Origin of the sequence: Pararhodobacter sp. CCB-MM2 (assembly GCF_001691415.1) — a bacterium.
GTDB lineage: Bacteria > Pseudomonadota > Alphaproteobacteria > Rhodobacterales > Rhodobacteraceae > Pararhodobacter.
Genome location: NZ_LRRR01000015.1, coordinates 1 through 15,715 on the forward strand (window position 1 = coordinate 1; position 15,715 = coordinate 15,715).

Here is a 15,715-nt window from a genome sequence, read left to right on the forward strand (position 1 = left end):
CGCCGGACCCGCTCCCCCTCCGAACGAAAGTCCCCGACACGTTGACGCTGCACGGCCTGATCCTCGACAAGCTCAGCGCGGCGCCACTGGCCGAGGACCAGCTGCTGCGCGACCTCGCCCTGCCCCCGGCGGCGGTCGCTCCGGCCTTGCTGTTTCTGGAGCTGGACGGTCGAGTTCAACGCCAACCGGGCGGTCTGTTGACGCGAAACTGACCCCTCCGGCACCAGCCCTTGCCCCGCAGAAAAACGCCCCCAGATTGACATCCACCCCGCTTCGCCCCCATTTAGGCGACGCATCAAGGACTGCTTAGGCCGGTGACTTAACCGGAAAGGCGTTGTCAATCAGAGGTTTGCATGGCTGTCGTCGTCGTCGAGTCCCCCGCCAAGGCCAAGACCATCAACAAGTATCTGGGCCCCGGCTACACGGTTCTCGCGTCTTTCGGCCATGTCCGCGACCTGCCGCCGAAGGATGGCTCCGTCGATCCCGAGCAGGATTTCGACATGAAATGGGAAGTGGCGACGGACAGCAAAAAGCACGTCCGCGCCATCGCCGAGGCCCTGAAGGACGACAACGACCTGATCCTCGCCACCGACCCTGATCGCGAGGGCGAGGCGATCAGCTGGCACCTGACCGAGGCGCTGTCGAAATCGAAGGCGATCAAGAAGGACACGCCGATCAAGCGCGTCGTCTTCAACGCGATCACCAAATCCGCCGTCACCGACGCGATGAAGAACCCGCGCGAAGTCGACATGCCGCTGGTGCGCGCCTATCTGGCCCGCCGCGCGCTGGATTATCTGGTGGGCTTCAACCTGTCGCCCGTCCTGTGGCGCAAGCTGCCCGGCGCCAAATCGGCCGGCCGTGTGCAATCCGTCTGCCTGCGTCTCATCGTCGAGCGCGAGATGGAGATCGAGGCCTTCCGCGCCCGCGAATACTGGTCGGTGACCGCCGATCTCGCCAACACCCGCGGCGCCGAATTCACCGCCCGTCTGGTCACCCTGGGCGGCAAGAAGCTCGACCGTTTCGACCTCGCGACCGAGGCCGCAGCCTCGCTGGCCGTCGAGGCGGTGAAAAAGCGCGACCTGACCATCCAGTCGGTCGAAGCCAAGCCCGCGACCCGCAACCCGACCGCGCCTTTCATGACCTCGACCCTGCAGCAGGAGGCCAGCCGCAAGTTCGGCATGGGCGCCAAGCAGACGATGTCCGCCGCCCAGCGCCTCTACGAGGCCGGGCACATCACCTATATGCGGACCGACGGCATCGACATGGCGCCCGAGGCCGTGACCGCCTGCCGCGCCGAGATCGAGACGCGCTTCGGCAAGGACTACGTTCCGACCGCGCCGCGCATCTACAAGAACAAGGCGAAGAACGCGCAGGAAGCCCACGAATGTATCCGCCCGACCGACATGTCGGCGGACCCGGACAGCCTGAAACTCTCGGAAACCGATCAGCGCCGTCTCTACGAGCTGATCTGGAAGCGCACCATCGCCTGCCAGATGGAAGCCGCTCGCATGGAGCGCACCACGGTCGAGATCGGCTCGAAGGACGGCGATGTCGGCCTGCGCGCGACGGGTCAGGTGCTGCTGTTTGACGGCTTCCTCAAGGTCTATGAGGAAGGCCGCGACGAGGAAGAGGGCGACGAGGGCCGTCTGCCGCAGCTGGGTCAGGGCGAGAGCGTCTCGAAGCGCAAGATCACGCCCGAGCAGCATTTCACCCAGCCGCCGCCGCGCTATACCGAGGCGACGCTGGTCAAGCGCATGGAAGAACTGGGCATCGGCCGCCCCTCGACCTATGCCTCGATCGTCACGACGATCCAGGAACGCGGCTATGTGACGAAGGACAAGAACCGCCTGCTGCCCGAGGATAAGGGCCGGCTGGTGACGATCTTCCTGACGTCCTATTTCCCGCGCTACCTCGGCTACGACTTCACCGCCGGCATGGAAGAGCAGCTCGACGACATTTCGGCGGGTTCGCGCGACTACAAGGAAGTGCTGAACAACTTCTGGCGCGATTTCTCGGCGGCTTTGGCCGAGACCTCGGATCTGCGCATCACCGAGGTGCTGGAGAAGATCGACGACGTTCTGGCGCCGCATCTCTATCCGCCGCGTGAGGATGGCTCGGACCCGCGCACCTGCCCGACCTGCGGCAAGGGCCGGCTGAACCTGAAGACCGCGCGTTCGGGCGGGGCCTTCATCGGCTGCAACAACTATCCCGAATGCCGCTACACCCGTCCCCTCTCGGGCGACGAGGGCGATGCGGAACTGGCGGGCGACGGCAAGCTTCTGGGTCATGACAACGGCGATCCCATCCGCCTGAAGACCGGGCGCTTCGGCCCCTATGTCCAGCGCGGCGAGGCGACCGAGGACAACCCCAAGCCGCCGCGTTCGAGCCTGCCGAAGGGTTGGGCACCCGATGAGATCGACTTGGAGAAGGCGCTGCAATTGCTGGCGCTGCCGCGTCTCATCGGCCAGCATCCTGAGGATGGCGAGGCCGTCGAGGCCGGCATCGGGCGCTTTGGTCCCTATGTGAAGCATAACCGCACCTATGCGAACCTGCCCGAGGTCGATGAGGTCTTCACCATCGGCATGAACCGCGCGGTGGAGCTGATCGCCGCCAAGGCCGCGCGTGGTCCCGGCCGGGGGGCTGCCGCGCAGCCCCTGAAAGTGCTGGGCGATCACCCGGATGGCGGGCCGGTGCAGGTCATGCCGGGGCGCTACGGGCCCTATGTCAAATGGGAGAAGGTCAACGCGACCCTTCCCAAGGAGATCGAGCCCGAAGCCGTCACGCTGGAACAGGCGCTTGAACTGATCGAGGCCAAGGCCGCGACCAAGGGCAAGAAGAAGGCCGCGCCGAAGAAGGCCGCTGCCGCCAAGACCACGGCCAAGAAGGCGCCCGCCAAGAAAACCGCGGCCAAGAAGGCTCCGGCCAAGAAAGCTGCGAAGAAGGCCGACGAGGCCCCCGAGGAGTGATCCTCGGCGGCCCCGTCCGGGTCACTCCGGCGTGGCAAAGCGATTGAGGGGCACGCGCAGAACCGCGCGGCCCTTCGCATCGGGTTCGGGCAGGCGCCCGCCCCGCAGGTTCACCTGAAGTGCGTGCAGCATCCGGTCCGGCAGGCTCAGTGTGGCATCCCGAGCCTCGCGCGTGCGGATGAATTCCTCTCGGGTGATCCCGTCTTTCACATGCTTGTTCGAGGCCCGGTGTTCCGCGACCGTGGCCATGCAGGCGGGCTCGTCGCCGTAATCATGGCCGATGAACACCCGCGTCTCGCCCGGCAGGTCGAGGATCATGCGGATCGTCTCCCACAATTCCGCCGCCGACCCGCCGGGGAAATCCGCCCGTGACGACCCGGACCCCGGCATCATCAGCGTGTCATGCGCGAAGATCGCATCGCCGATCAGATAGCTGACCGAGGCCAGCGTGTGACCGGTCGACAGCCTTACCTGAACGCTCAGGTTGCCCAGCGCGAAACTCTCGCCATCCTGCCACATCCGGTCCCAGAAATCGGGCCGGTCCTTGAGGCTGCCATCGGCATAGAGATCGGCCCAGATCTCTTGCACCTGCAGCACCTTTGCGCCGATCGCCGTCGGTGCGCCCAGCTTGCCCTTGAGGTAATGCGCAGCGCTGAAATGGTCGGCATGGGGATGGGTGTCGAGGATCCAGGCCACCGTAAGCGCCCGGTCGCGCACATAATCCAGAATGGCATCCGCGCAGGCCGTCCACGTCGCCCCGGCCTTGGGATCGAAATTCAGAACCGGGTCGATGATCGCCGCCTGCCCCGTCTCAGGATCGGACACCACATATTGCCACGATCCGGTATCGGCGTCGTAGAAGGCGGCCACATCGGGGCTGTTGCCGGTCAGGCGATGGGGGAAGGTCTGCATCGGCGGGCTCCTCTCTCAGGTCACATTCCCAAACGAGAATGTGGCGAGGAGAGTTCCCTCCTCCGGCAGGAAACCCGCTCAGAAGCTGCGCTCGATGAACCCCATGCGCGAGAAGAACCGCATCGTCGCCGCCAAGGGCTGCCCCGGCGGCACGGGTTCGGCCCGGTCGATGTAATGCTGGATCAGCCGGTCGACCTGCCGTGCGAAGCCCCGGTCCAGAATGACCACGCCGTTCTCCAGATCATGCAGGAAGCTGCGCTGGTTCAGGTTGACCGAGCCCATCACTACCAGCCGGTCGTCGATGACAATCGCCTTGGTGTGCATCAGCAGCGGCAGGGGGTCGTAATCGTAGAAATGCAGCCAGCCGCCGTGCCGGTTGGCGAAACGGCGGTTGAGGCCGGTGACCATGAAATCCGTGGCCTCGCGCACCCGCACCGTCGCCACCACATCGACCGAGACACCCCGTGCGCGGGCCCGCTCCATTGCGGCCTCGATCAGTGGCGGCAGGTTCAGATAGGGCGAGGCGATACGGATCCGTTGCTGCGCCGCGTCGATTAGCCGGGCGAACCACAGCTCCAGCGCCGCGCCATCGGCATAAGGAACCGAGATGAACGACCGCATCGCGCCCTCGGTGGGATTGGCCGGGTGGAGGCCCGCCGGCGGGGCCATCACCTGCGTCTCGTGATCGCGATGCCACAGCGCGCCGGTCTGTTGCACGATCCGGCGCACCTGCGCGTCGCCGTGGAAGGCCAGTTCGGCATCCTCATAAGCGGTGAAGCCACCGGTCACCCGCATCTCGTCTGGATCATATTGATGCAGGAAGTCGAAGTCGTCCAGATCGCGCGGTTCGGGGAAGAAATAGCCCTCGTGAATGTTCCGCCCGCCGATGATCGCGACCGAGCGCCCCGGCGTGCGCGCGACCGTGGCGAAGAGCTTCACATGCGTCACCCGGTGCAGACGCGCGAACTGCCCCTCGAACCCATGCGCGGACCGAGCGGGCATCTGATACGCTTGGATCTGCACGGTCGGATAGCGCGCGGCGAGCCCCTCGAACAACGCGCGGTCGGTGTCGGTCAGCATGATCTCGGACACCAGCAAACGCACGATCGTTCCGCGTTCGGCATGCCAGGCCAGCATTCGCGTCAGCAGGTAGCCCGCGAAATCTGCGTTCATGTTCAGGTAGTTGACGTAGATCAGATCCAGCTGCGGGGCGTCCGAGAAATCCAGCGGCAGGTCCGGATCGGCCTGCTCCAAGGCCGCGCGCGACAGACGGCGCCCGGTCAAGGCCTCGACCCGCGCGTTCAGGGCGTCGGTCCCGTCGACCAGAAGCGTCGTTTCCCCGGCCGGCATCGGGCACGAGGCCGACAGCGCCCCGGTTGCCATCATCGCCCGCGTCAGCGCGTCGGTCCCGCCCCCCTCGCATCCGGGCATGGGCGCATCCAACGCGGCGATGCGGGGCAGCGCCGTATCCTCGCGCAGCAGGGTCAGCGACCACGCGGGCCGACCGCCCGGCGTCACGGTCAGATCGCAGCGCGTGACCTCGGGCGACAGGTCCATGCGGCTGCGGTGCCGCTCGCCCGGCTCCACCCGCAGGCGCAGCGCCGTTCCGGCGGGCACCCAAGCCAACGCGAGGCGGCGGGCCTCGTCACGTTCGGACGCCGCACGCCAGACCCGCGCGGGGCCGTCGCATTGCGCCTCGACCGTATAGGCGCCCCGTCCCCGCGCCACGAACCCCAGCGAGATCCGGTCCGCCCCCTGCGCCCCGACATAGGCGCGGGTCTGACCCTCGGCCGGGCCCTCGTCGGTCAGGATCAGGGTGGTGACGGCGTGGCGCCCTGCCGGGTTCGGCGCGACCAGCGGCACCTGTTCAGGCGCAGGCCCGGACCGCAGCGCGGCACAAGCCGAAAGCGCAGACAGCGCGCAGAACAAAAGGCCTGTGACCCGGGCAAGCATCGCGGCAGGATAGCGCCCCGCCGCGCCGCCGCAAGGCTTTGTAACGTCACAATGACGGGCTGCTGCAGGGCAGCAGCGTTGACTTCGCCGCAGTGCCGCGCCACAAATTGGCGCGCTTCACGCGAGGGGGAAATTATGAAGAAGATTTACGGCTCGGCCGCCGAGGCCCTGGACGGCCTGCTGTTCGACGGCATGACCATTGCCGCGGGCGGTTTCGGCCTGTGCGGCATCCCGGAATTGCTGATCGCCGCCATCCGCGACGCCGGCACCAAGGACATCACCGTTGCCTCGAACAACGCGGGCGTCGATGGCTTCGGCCTCGGCCAGCTGCTGGAAACGCGGCAGATCAAGAAAATGATCTCGTCCTATGTCGGCGAGAACGCGGAATTCATGCGTCAGTACCTCTCAGGCGAGCTGGAGCTGGAATTCAACCCGCAGGGCACCCTGGCCGAGCGCATGCGCGCCGGTGGCGCGGGCATCCCCGGCTTCTACACGAAGACCGGCGTGGGCACCGTCATCGCCGAGGGCAAGGAGCACAAGGATTTCAACGGCCAGACCTATATCCTTGAGACCGGCCTCGTGATGGACCTCGCCATCGTCAAGGCCTGGAAGGCCGACGAGACGGGGAACCTCGTGTTCCGCAAGACCGCGCGCAACTTCAACCCACCGGCGGCGACCTGCGGCAAGGTCTGCGTCGTCGAGGTCGAGGAAATCGTTCCCGCCGGCTCGATCGACCCCGACCATATCCACCTGCCCGGCATCTATGTGCACCGCATCATCCAAGGCGAGCACGAGAAGCGCATCGAGCAGCGCACCACCCGCAAGCGTCAGGAGGCCTGAGATCATGGCATGGGATCGTAACCAGATGGCCGCCCGTGCGGCTCAGGAACTCGAAGACGGCATGTATGTGAACCTCGGCATCGGCATCCCGACGCTGGTGGCGAACTACGTGGGCGACAAGGACATCACCCTGCAGTCGGAAAACGGCATGCTGGGCATGGGCCCCTTCCCCTATGAGAGCGACGAGGACCCCGATCTGATCAACGCGGGCAAGCAGACCATCACCGAACTGCCGCGCACCGCTTATTTCGACAGCGCCACCTCGTTCGGCATGATCCGGGGCGGCAAGATCGCTGCCGCGATCCTCGGCGCGATGGAAGTGTCGGAAACCGGCGATCTGGCGAACTGGATGATCCCCGGCAAGCTCGTGAAGGGCATGGGCGGCGCGATGGATCTGGTGGCCGGCGTTGGCCGCGTGATCGTCGTCATGGACCACACCAACAAGCATGGTGAGACCAAGGTGTTGAAGGCCTGCACCCTGCCGCTGACCGGCGCGGGCGTGGTCGACCGCATCATCACCAACCTCGGTGTTCTGGACGTGGTGCCGGGCGGTCTGAAGATCGTCGAATGCGCCGATGGCGTGACCGAGGACGAGCTGCGCGCTTCGACCGAGGCGACGATTGTCGGCTGATTTGCCCATCGAGAAAGAGGTCAGCGGCTCAAAGGGCCGCTACCTCATCCGGCGCGGGGGCGAGGAGGCGGAGCTCACCTTCTCCATCGCCACCCCGCAGCTGGTGATCGCCGACCATACCGGCGTCCCCGACAGCTTTCGCGGCACCGGCGCGGGCAAGGCCCTGGTCGAGCGTCTGGTCGCCGATGCCCGGGCCGAGGGCTTCAAGATCGTGCCGCTCTGCCCCTTCGTGAACGCCCAACGCGCCCGCCACCCGGAATGGGCGGACGTGTTTCAGGTCTGACCTTCGCCCCTTGAGACTGTATCCCGCGCGCGGCCCTACCCCGCGCGCAGGACCCCCGACGCAATCCAGTCATCCACCTGTTTCAACGCGGCCTCGGAGAAATCCGGGTCGTTGATATGCGCGTCCATCTCGATGAGCGTCACATTCGCCGGGCAGTGCTGCCGCATGCTTTGGGTGAAGGCGGCGAGCCCCTCGGGATCGGACAGCGGCCCGCCCTCGCGGTCCCATTCATTGCCGCCTTGCAGGGGCAGAAGGAACGTCACCGGCCCCTTGGCCTCGGCGAGTTTCGCGCAGAGCACCCGCGCCATCTCGGCCCGTTCCGGCGGGGTCATCACCACCGAGGTCAGCAGCCGGTTATGCGCATGGGCCGGGCGGTCCTTCAGGTGATCCGGCAGCTCGTGCCAGCCCACCAGATCCACGAGGTCATAACAGCCGATCGAGACGATCTGCGGCACGCCCGCCTTGCCGGCCGAGGTCATCCGGTCCGGTCCCGCCGAAATGGCCGAGCCGTGCAGATGGTTGCCCACCTCTTGCGGGGCGAAATCGAGGACGGCGGCGAAGGCCCCCTCGGCCGCCAAGGCCTCGAAAGCACGGCCGCCCATGCCGGTGGCATGGAACACCGCGACCTCGAAGCCCCGCGCCTCCAGCGCCGGTTTCAGCGTCACCATGTAGCGCAGGACGGTCTTGCCGAAGGAGGTCATGCCGATGAGCGGCCTCTCGCGGCGCGGTTTCTCCACCGCCCGTGCCGCGCCCAAAACCGCGCCCGCCGCCTGCGAGAGCGACGCCTTGCAGACCGAGTTCAGGCCGTAGAGCCCGCCGGCCCAGAGAATCATCTGCACATCCGCCGCCAGCCGCTCGGGCGGGATCATCGGCGAGAAGCTGACGGTCGAGACGATGTATTTCGGCACGCCGACCGGCAACGCGGCACAGAGGTCCAGCGCCAAATCAGTGCCCATGGTGCCGCCCAGCACGATGACGCCGTCAAACACGCCCTCACGCTGCAGACGCGCCGCCAGCGTCGCCGACCCGCGTGCCATGATCTGCATGGCGAGGTTCTCGTCCTCGCCCGCGATGGCTTCGGCGATGGACGCCCCGCCCGCCTCGGCGACGTCGTGCTTGGAATAATCCGTGGGCTCGGCCGGATCGCCCAGCACGGAGACATCCATGGTCCTCACCCCGCCCCCCTGCGCGCGGATCACCTGTGCGAGGTAGCCGAGTTCGTCCTGCTTGGTGTCATAGGTGCCGACGATCAGGATGGTTCGGTCTGTCACAGCTGTATCCATGCGGTCTTGAGGTTCACATATTTATCGAGCGCATGCAGCGACTTGTCATGCCCGTTGCCGGATTGGCGATGCCCCCCCAGCGGCACGGTGTTGTCCGCGCCGCCATAGGTGTTCACATGCACGACGCCGGCGTCGATGGCCCGGATCATCCGATGCGCGCGGCTGAGATTGCCGGTCCAGACCGCCGAGGCGAGGCCGTAATCGGTGCCATTGGCCATCCGCACCGCGTCTTCCTCGCTGTCGAAAGGCGTGACAGCGACAACCGGGCCGAAGACCTCTTCCCGCGCGAGGGTCATCTCCGGCGTGACATTGTCGAAGACGGTGGGGGCGTAGTAGCTGCCGCCGGTCTCGGTCAGGATGCGCTCGCCGCCTGCCCTGAGGGCGCCGCCTTCTTCATGGGCCTTCTCGACGAAGCTTTGCACGCGGGCGAGTTGCGCCTCGCTGGAGATCGCCCCGGCCTGCGTGTCCAGTTGCAACGGGTTGCCGATCGTCATCGCGCGCGCTTCCTCGGCCAGCATCGCCGCGAATTCCTCATGCACCGAGCGTTCGACGAGGATGCGCGAGCCCGCGACGCAGACCTGACCCGAGTTGCGGAAGATCCCCGCGGCCGAGACCTTGGCCGCCTGCCGAAGATCTGGCGCATCGGCGAAGACCACGTTCGGGGATTTGCCGCCCAGCTCCAGATAGACCCGCTTCAGGTTCGACCGGGCGGAATATTCCAGCAGCCTGCGCCCTACCCCGCCCGAGCCGGTGAACACCAGCACGTCGACATCCGGATGCAGGCCCAGTGCCTCGCCCGAGGTGGCGCCCATGCCGGTGACGACGTTCAGCACGCCCTCGGGCAGGCCGCATTCGGCGCAGATCTCGACCAGCCGCAGCAGCGACAGCGAGGCGACTTCGGAGGGTTTCAGCACCACCGAATTGCCCATCGCCAGCGCCGGCGCGATCTTCCACGCGCCGATCATCAGCGGGAAGTTCCACGGCACGATGGCACCGACGACACCGACGGCCTCGCGATGCACCAGACCCAGCACGTTGCCGGCGGTCGGGGCGATCTCGCCGGCGATCTTGTCCAAGGCCTCGGCGTAATAGCGGAAGGTGCCGGCGGCCGAGCCCGGCTCCGCCTTCAGCGCCATAGAGATCTCGGTGCCGTTGTCGCGCACACCCAGCACCGCCAGCGCCAGCGCCTCGCGCTCGATGGCGTCGGCGATGCGGTGCAGGACCTTCTTGCGCTCGGCCGGCGCCGCACGGGACCAGACGCCCGAATTGAACGCGCGCCGGGCCGAGGCGACGGCGGCATCGACATCTGCCGCGCCCGCGTCGGCGATGGTGGTCAGCAGGCGTCCGTCGATGGGCGAGGTGACGTCCAGCACCGCGCCCGATTGCGCCGCCTGCCATTGGCCGCCGATGAACAGGCCCTGCGCCGGAACCTCGGACGCGGCGAGCGCGTCAATGCTGGACTGATCCATCGGATTTCCCTTTCCAGTCACGCCACAGACCCCAGAGGTGCAGCGCCAGTACAATGCAGATGAGGCAGAAGATCACCATCGCGACGGGACGGTCTATCCATGAGTAAAGCGAGCGGATACGCGGCAGCGAGGTGCGGAACTTCGTCTCCATGATCCCGCCCAACACCATCCCGAGGATGATCGGCACGATCGGCAGGTTCAGCCGCTTCAGCACCACGCCCAAGAGGCCGAAAGCCGCCGCGATCACGCAATCCACCGCCGAGTTGCGCAGCGAATAGATGCCGACGAAGCTGAGGGTCAGGATGATCATGCCCAGATAGCGGTTCGGGATCACCAGCACCTTCAGCAGCGGCTTCGTCGCCACCAGCAGGAAGGCCAGTGCCAGCAGGTTCAGCAGCCCGAGGCAGATATACAGCGCCATCACGAAGTCCATGTGGCTGCGAAACAGGCCCGGGCCGGGGATGACGTTGTGGACATAGAACACCGACAACATCATTGCCGTCAGCGCCTCGCCCGGAATGCCCAGCGCCAGAAGCGGCACCATGGCGGCGGGCGGGACGGAGTTGTTGGCGGTCTCGGAGGCGATCAGACCCTCGGGGCTGCCCTTGCCAAACAGCTGCGGCGCCTTCGACGAGGCCCGGGCATAGGTGTAGCTGAGGAATTGCGAGGTGAACTCGCCGACGCCGGGGATGATCCCCATGATCGTGCCCGACAGCGACCCGGCCACGGCCACGCGCTTGTTGCGGAAGACCTCGCGCACGCCTTTCCAGACCGAACCGTGGATCTCGGGCGCGGCCTCTTGGTCATCGCGACCCGTCAGCAGCGTGAAGGCTTGCGAGACCGCGAAGAGGCCCAGCACGACGACGATCAGGTTCACACCCTGCGTCAGGAACGCCAGATCGAAGGTGTAGCGTTGGGTGTAATTGTTGGCCTCCATCCCCACGGTGTTCAGAAACAGGCCGAACATCAGCAATGCACCGGCGGCCAGCGATTGGCCCCGATGCGCGACGACGACCAGCACGCAGCCCAACAACGCGGCGAGGAAGATCTCGCGCGAGCCGAACATCGGCGCGATCCGGGCCAGCACCGGCGACAGGACGATCAGCGCGATCACCGCGAAAATCCCCCCGAAGAACGAGGCGCCGAAGCTGAGGCCCAAGGCGCGCGGCGCCTCTCCGGCCTTGGTCATCGGGAAGCCGTCATAGGTGGTCAGCGCGTTGACCGGCGTGCCGGGCGTGTTGATCAGGATGGACGGGATCGAGCCGCCGAACAGCGCCGAGCCATAGATGCCCAGCAGCAAGGTCAGGCCGACGATCGGCTCCATGCCGAAGGTCGCGGGCAACAGGATGGCGATGGCGACCGCCGGGCCCACGCCGGGGATCGCCCCGATGATGACGCCCCCGACCGAGCCCGCGATCAGTGCAGCAATGACTTCCCAGCGCGAGACGATGGCCAGCGCATCGAGGAACGTGTCCACAATCGGACCCCTTCAGAGATAGAGAACGAGGAAGTTGCGCAGGCCCTGCGGGAAGAGGTCGTAGACCGCGCCTCCCGGGATGCGCACGGACAGGCCGGCCTTGAACACCAGCACGATCCCCAAAGCGACCAGCGGTGACAGCAGCAGGACGCGCCCGCGATAGCCCAGCCGGACCGCCAGCAGCGTGGCGAAGATCACCGTCGCGGGCAGATAGCCGATCCAGGGCGTGGCCAGCACATAGATCAGGAACCACGCGGCATATTCCAGCGCCTTCAGCCAGAGACCCAGCTCGGCCCTCACGTCGCCGCCGCCGTTCCGCGCGTTGCGGATCAGGCAGGCCGCCAGCTCTCCGGCGCCGAACAACAGCATGCCGACCACGGCAATGAGCGGCCACAGACCGGGTTGGCGGCTCCAATCCTGACCGTCGATCCAGGTGGTCTGCGAGGACCACAGCGCGGCCAGCAGAACCGCCACCAGAAACGAGGCCACGGCAAAGACCACCTCGGCGCGGTGATGCGGCGGATGGGTGAGGTCGGAAAGATCGGGAGGGGTGTCGCTCATGCGCGCCTCTGTGAAAAGGGCCCCGGCGATCTGCTCGCCGGGGCCGCCCCTGTCATTCGCCGGTAATCTCGGCGATGCGCGCCATGGTGGCGATGTCGCTTTCGATCTGTGCGTTCGAGGCCGCGGCATCCTGCCAGTAGATCTGCGCGCCGGTATCGGCGGCGAAGCTCTGGGCACGGTCCGAGGCGATGGTCGCCTGCGCCACGGCGGCGATGCGGTCGATCACCTCCTGCGGGGTGCCGTTGGGCACGAACAGCCCGTTCCACAGCGAAATTGCCAGATCCGGCGCCAATTCACCCACGGTCGGCGCGTCCGGCGCCAGCTCCAGCCGGTCGCCCGTGACGGCCGCGAGGATGGTCACGTCGTCGAGGCAGGGCATGATCAGCTGAATGGTGGTGTTGATCACATCCACATCGCCCGAGGCCAGCGTATTGCAATCCAGCGCGTCGTAGGCCGCGTCGGCGCCCCAGCTGAAGCCCATCTCATGGGCCAACGCGAAGCTGACGGCGGTCGGCGTAAGCTCGGTGCCAAAATGGCCCAGCAGCACCTCGTTGTCCTGCGCATAGCTGGCCAGCTCTTCCATGGTCTGGAAATCGGCCGAGCCCGAGGTCGCCAGCACGAAGGGATAGGTCAGGAAGATGCCGACCGGCGTGAAGGGGTTCGGGCTGAGCTCTTCGATGCCGATGTTCGGGCCGACGACCGGCACGCCGATCACGAAGGAGCCGACCATCGAGCCATCAGCCGGCGCCGTCGCCACTTCCACCGCGCCGGGGAAGGGACCGCCGCCGCCGCCGGGACGGTTCAGCACCGCCGCTGGCTGGCCGTATTCGGCCTGAAAGTCCTCGGCGATCATGCGCGTCAGCACATCCTCAAGGTCGCCCGGGGGCCACGGCACAAGGAAGGTCACCGGACCCTCGGGATATTCCGCCAAGGCAGCGCCGGCCGGGATGGCCATCGCCGCCGCCAGTGCGAGCGAGATCGGGAATTTCATGGTCGTCCTCCGTGTCGGTTCATTATTTACACCGTTGTTTCAAAAATTAGCTTGCGATGCCGCCCGGATTCGGTCAAGGATTTTCTTGCTTGAGCAATGACCCTTTTGACGGAGCCCTGACGGACCCACCATGCGCACGGTCGAGAAAGCCCTGAGATTGCTTGATTTCTTCTCGGACAAGATGCCCGAGATCGGCTTGTCCGAGCTGGCGAAGCTGTCTGGAATCGACAAGACCACTGTGCTGCGAATGCTTGCCGACATGGCAGAATGCGGGCTGGTTGAGCAGAAAACGGATGATAAGAAATGGCGCCTCGGCGCCGGCGTGCTGCGCCTTGCCCGCCTGCGCGAGGCCACCCAGCCGGTGACCCGCGTCCTGACCCCGATCCTCGAGCGGCTGGCCGAACAGACCGGTGAGACGGCGCATGCCTCGCTGCTCTCGGGCCGGGATCTCGCCAATATCGGCGTGGTCGAGCCCGCCCGCGCCAACCGCGTGCATATCGAGCCGGGGCTCGTGCTGCCCTTGCATGCGACGGCCTCGGGGATCGCCGTCACCGCCTTCCTGCGCCCGGAACAGCGCGAACGCGTGCTCGCCCGCAAACTGGCCGCCGTGACGGGCCAGACGCCCACCTCGCGCGAGCGCCTGGCCGAGCTGGTCGACCGGGTCCGCACCCGTGGCTATTCGGTCGCCGACCAGACCTATGAGGATGAGGTCTACGGCCTCGCCATGCCGATCTTCGGCCCGGACGGCTTCGCCTGTGGCGCGCTCGCCGTCGCCACCCCCGCCTCGCGCGTCACCAAGGCGCATGAGGCCGCCATCATCGCCGCCCTCGCCCCCGCCGCCCGTGAGGCGACGCTGGGGCTGGGCGGCCGCCCGTCACCCGAACACCGCATCACAGTTTAACGGAGTCCCCGATGCCCAAGGACGAGAATTTCCTCAAGGCCAACAACGCCCGTCACCTCTGGCATCCGATGGCCCATCCCGCCGACAGCCAGAAGAACCCGCCAACCATCGTCACCGGCGGCCAAGGCGTGACGATCACCGATGTCGACGGCCATACCGTGGTCGACGCCGTGGGCGGGCTGTGGAACGTCAACCTCGGCTATTCCTGCCAGCCGGTGAAGGACGCCATCGCCGCCCAGCTGGACCGCCTGCCCTATTACTCGATCTTCCGCGGCACCTCGAACGACTGCGTGATCGAATTGGCCGAAGAGCTGAAGGATTTCTTCGCCCCCGACGGCCTGACCCGCGCCTTCTACACCTCGGGCGGCTCGGACAGTGTCGAGACCGCGCTGCGTCTTGCGCGCCAGTACCACAAGGTGCGGGGCGAGGCCGCGCGGGTGAAGTTTCTGTCCCTGAAGAAGGGCTATCACGGCACGCATTTCGGCGGCGCCTCGGTCAATGGCAACGCCAATTTCCGCACCGCCTACGAGCCCCTGCTCGCCGGCTGCCACCACATCCCCGCGCCCTATACCTACCGCAACCCGTTCAACGAGACGGATCCGGCGAAGCTGGCCCAACTCTGCCTGCAGGCGCTGGAGGACGAGATCGCCTTCCAGGGCGCCGGCACCATCGCCGCGATGATCATGGAGCCGATCCTCGGCGCGGGCGGCGTGATCCCGCCGCATGAGAGCTTCATGCCCGGCGTGGCCGAGATCTGCCGCCGCAACGGCATCCTGCTCATCGCCGACGAGGTCATCACCGCCTTCGGCCGCACCGGCGCTTGGTCGGGCAGCCGGCTCTGGGGCGTGCAGCCGGATTTCATGTGCACCGCCAAGGCGATCACCAACGGCTATTTCCCCTTCGGCGCAGTGATGATCGCCGAACATGTGGCCGAGACCTTCGAGAAGGACGAGACCGGCCGCGCCGCGATCGGCCATGGCTACACCTATTCCGGCCATCCGGTCGGCGCCGCGGCCGCGCTGGCCTGTCTGGCCGAGACGAAACGCCTCGATGTCGCCGCCAACGCCAAGGCCCGCGGCGCCGAACTCTTCGCCGGCGTGCAGGCGCTGATGGCGGAGCATGACATCATCGGCGATGTGCGCGGCGGCCACGGGCTGATGATCGCGATGGAGCTTGTCTCGGACCGCGCCACCAAAGCCGCGCCGGACAAGGCACTGCCGGGCAAGGTGCAGAAGGTCGCCTATGAGAGCGGTGCGATGGTCCGCGTCTCAGGCCCGAACATCATCATGTCGCCGCCCCTGGTGCTGACCTCGGCGGATGTGCAGACGATCCTCGGCGCGTTGGACGCCGGTTTCCGCAGCTTGTGAGGTGAGAGGGGGCTCTGCCCCCCGGCTTCGCCGTCCCCCGGGATATTTAGGGCACAAAGATGAAGGGGCACAGGTTCATGG

General features: G+C 66.7%; 13 protein-coding genes and 1 pseudogene. 7 read left to right on the forward strand and 7 right to left on the reverse strand.

Translation table 11 applies throughout. The features are described 5' to 3' along the window. A pseudogene (locus tag BCY78_RS25605) lies at nt 1-212 on the forward strand (DNA-protecting protein DprA); the annotation flags it as partial. Nucleotides 213-353: 141 nt separating this feature from the next. Next, complete coding sequence (gene topA / locus BCY78_RS14640) at nt 354-2,966, forward strand: type I DNA topoisomerase (protein WP_068303290.1); 2,613 nt, start codon at nt 354-356, stop codon at nt 2,964-2,966. Between the two features lie 21 nt (nt 2,967-2,987). Here the strand turns inward: topA and BCY78_RS14645 are convergent, their stop codons facing one another. Both BCY78_RS14645 and BCY78_RS14650 read right to left on the reverse strand, forming a co-directional pair. After that, on the reverse strand, nt 2,988-3,878 hold the full coding sequence (locus BCY78_RS14645) for an MBL fold metallo-hydrolase (protein ID WP_068303293.1): 891 nt from the start codon (nt 3,876-3,878) through the stop codon (nt 2,988-2,990). 78 nt (nt 3,879-3,956) lie between these two features. After that, the gene (locus BCY78_RS14650) at nt 3,957-5,831 is read right to left on the reverse strand and encodes a phosphatidylserine/phosphatidylglycerophosphate/cardiolipin synthase family protein (RefSeq protein ID WP_083195051.1); all 1,875 of its coding nucleotides are present in this window, start codon (nt 5,829-5,831) and stop codon (nt 3,957-3,959) included. A gap of 135 nt (nt 5,832-5,966) precedes the next feature. Here BCY78_RS14650 and BCY78_RS14655 point away from each other — a divergent pair, with 135 nt between their 5' ends. Genes BCY78_RS14655 through BCY78_RS14665 form a run of 3 tightly spaced genes read left to right on the forward strand, consistent with a single transcriptional unit; the run spans nt 5,967 to nt 7,585 of the window. Continuing rightward, nucleotides 5,967-6,671: a CoA transferase subunit A gene (locus BCY78_RS14655; protein WP_068303301.1), complete on the forward strand. Its 705-nt coding sequence runs from the start codon at nt 5,967-5,969 to the stop codon at nt 6,669-6,671. 4 nt (nt 6,672-6,675) lie between these two features. Further along, nucleotides 6,676-7,302: a CoA transferase subunit B gene (locus tag BCY78_RS14660; protein WP_068303304.1), complete on the forward strand. Its 627-nt coding sequence runs from the start codon at nt 6,676-6,678 to the stop codon at nt 7,300-7,302. Then, nucleotides 7,292-7,585, forward strand: a complete 294-nt coding sequence (locus BCY78_RS14665) for a GNAT family N-acetyltransferase (protein WP_233499413.1) — start codon at nt 7,292-7,294, stop codon at nt 7,583-7,585. Before BCY78_RS14660 ends, BCY78_RS14665 begins: the two co-directional genes overlap by 11 nt. 35 nt (nt 7,586-7,620) lie before the next feature. On the opposite strand, the gene BCY78_RS14670 is transcribed toward BCY78_RS14665, so the two are convergent. Genes BCY78_RS14670 through BCY78_RS14690 form a run of 5 tightly spaced genes read right to left on the reverse strand, consistent with a single transcriptional unit; the run spans nt 7,621 to nt 13,366 of the window. Then, nucleotides 7,621-8,868, reverse strand: a complete 1,248-nt coding sequence (locus BCY78_RS14670) for a Tm-1-like ATP-binding domain-containing protein (RefSeq protein ID WP_068303307.1) — start codon at nt 8,866-8,868, stop codon at nt 7,621-7,623. Continuing rightward, complete coding sequence (locus tag BCY78_RS14675; RefSeq protein WP_068303310.1) at nt 8,853-10,337, reverse strand: aldehyde dehydrogenase; 1,485 nt, start codon at nt 10,335-10,337, stop codon at nt 8,853-8,855. Before BCY78_RS14675 ends, BCY78_RS14670 begins: the two co-directional genes overlap by 16 nt. Beyond that, nucleotides 10,318-11,814, reverse strand: a complete 1,497-nt coding sequence (locus BCY78_RS14680; protein WP_068303313.1) for a tripartite tricarboxylate transporter permease — start codon at nt 11,812-11,814, stop codon at nt 10,318-10,320. The genes BCY78_RS14675 and BCY78_RS14680 overlap by 20 nt, the downstream gene beginning before the upstream one ends. A gap of 12 nt (nt 11,815-11,826) precedes the next feature. Continuing rightward, entirely contained in the window at nt 11,827-12,375 is a 549-nt protein-coding gene (locus BCY78_RS14685) for a tripartite tricarboxylate transporter TctB family protein (protein WP_068303317.1), read from the reverse strand. 52 nt (nt 12,376-12,427) lie between these two features. Continuing rightward, on the reverse strand, nt 12,428-13,366 hold the full coding sequence (locus BCY78_RS14690; RefSeq protein ID WP_068303319.1) for a tripartite tricarboxylate transporter substrate-binding protein: 939 nt from the start codon (nt 13,364-13,366) through the stop codon (nt 12,428-12,430). 130 nt (nt 13,367-13,496) lie between these two features. Here BCY78_RS14690 and BCY78_RS14695 point away from each other — a divergent pair, with 130 nt between their 5' ends. After that, nucleotides 13,497-14,267 carry an IclR family transcriptional regulator gene (locus tag BCY78_RS14695; protein ID WP_068303321.1) on the forward strand — a complete coding sequence of 257 codons (771 nt, stop codon included), beginning with the start codon at nt 13,497-13,499 and terminating at the stop codon, nt 14,265-14,267. Nucleotides 14,268-14,278: 11 nt separating this feature from the next. After that, complete coding sequence (locus BCY78_RS14700) at nt 14,279-15,634, forward strand: aminotransferase class III-fold pyridoxal phosphate-dependent enzyme (protein ID WP_068303323.1); 1,356 nt, start codon at nt 14,279-14,281, stop codon at nt 15,632-15,634. Nucleotides 15,635-15,715: the final 81 nt, after the last annotated feature.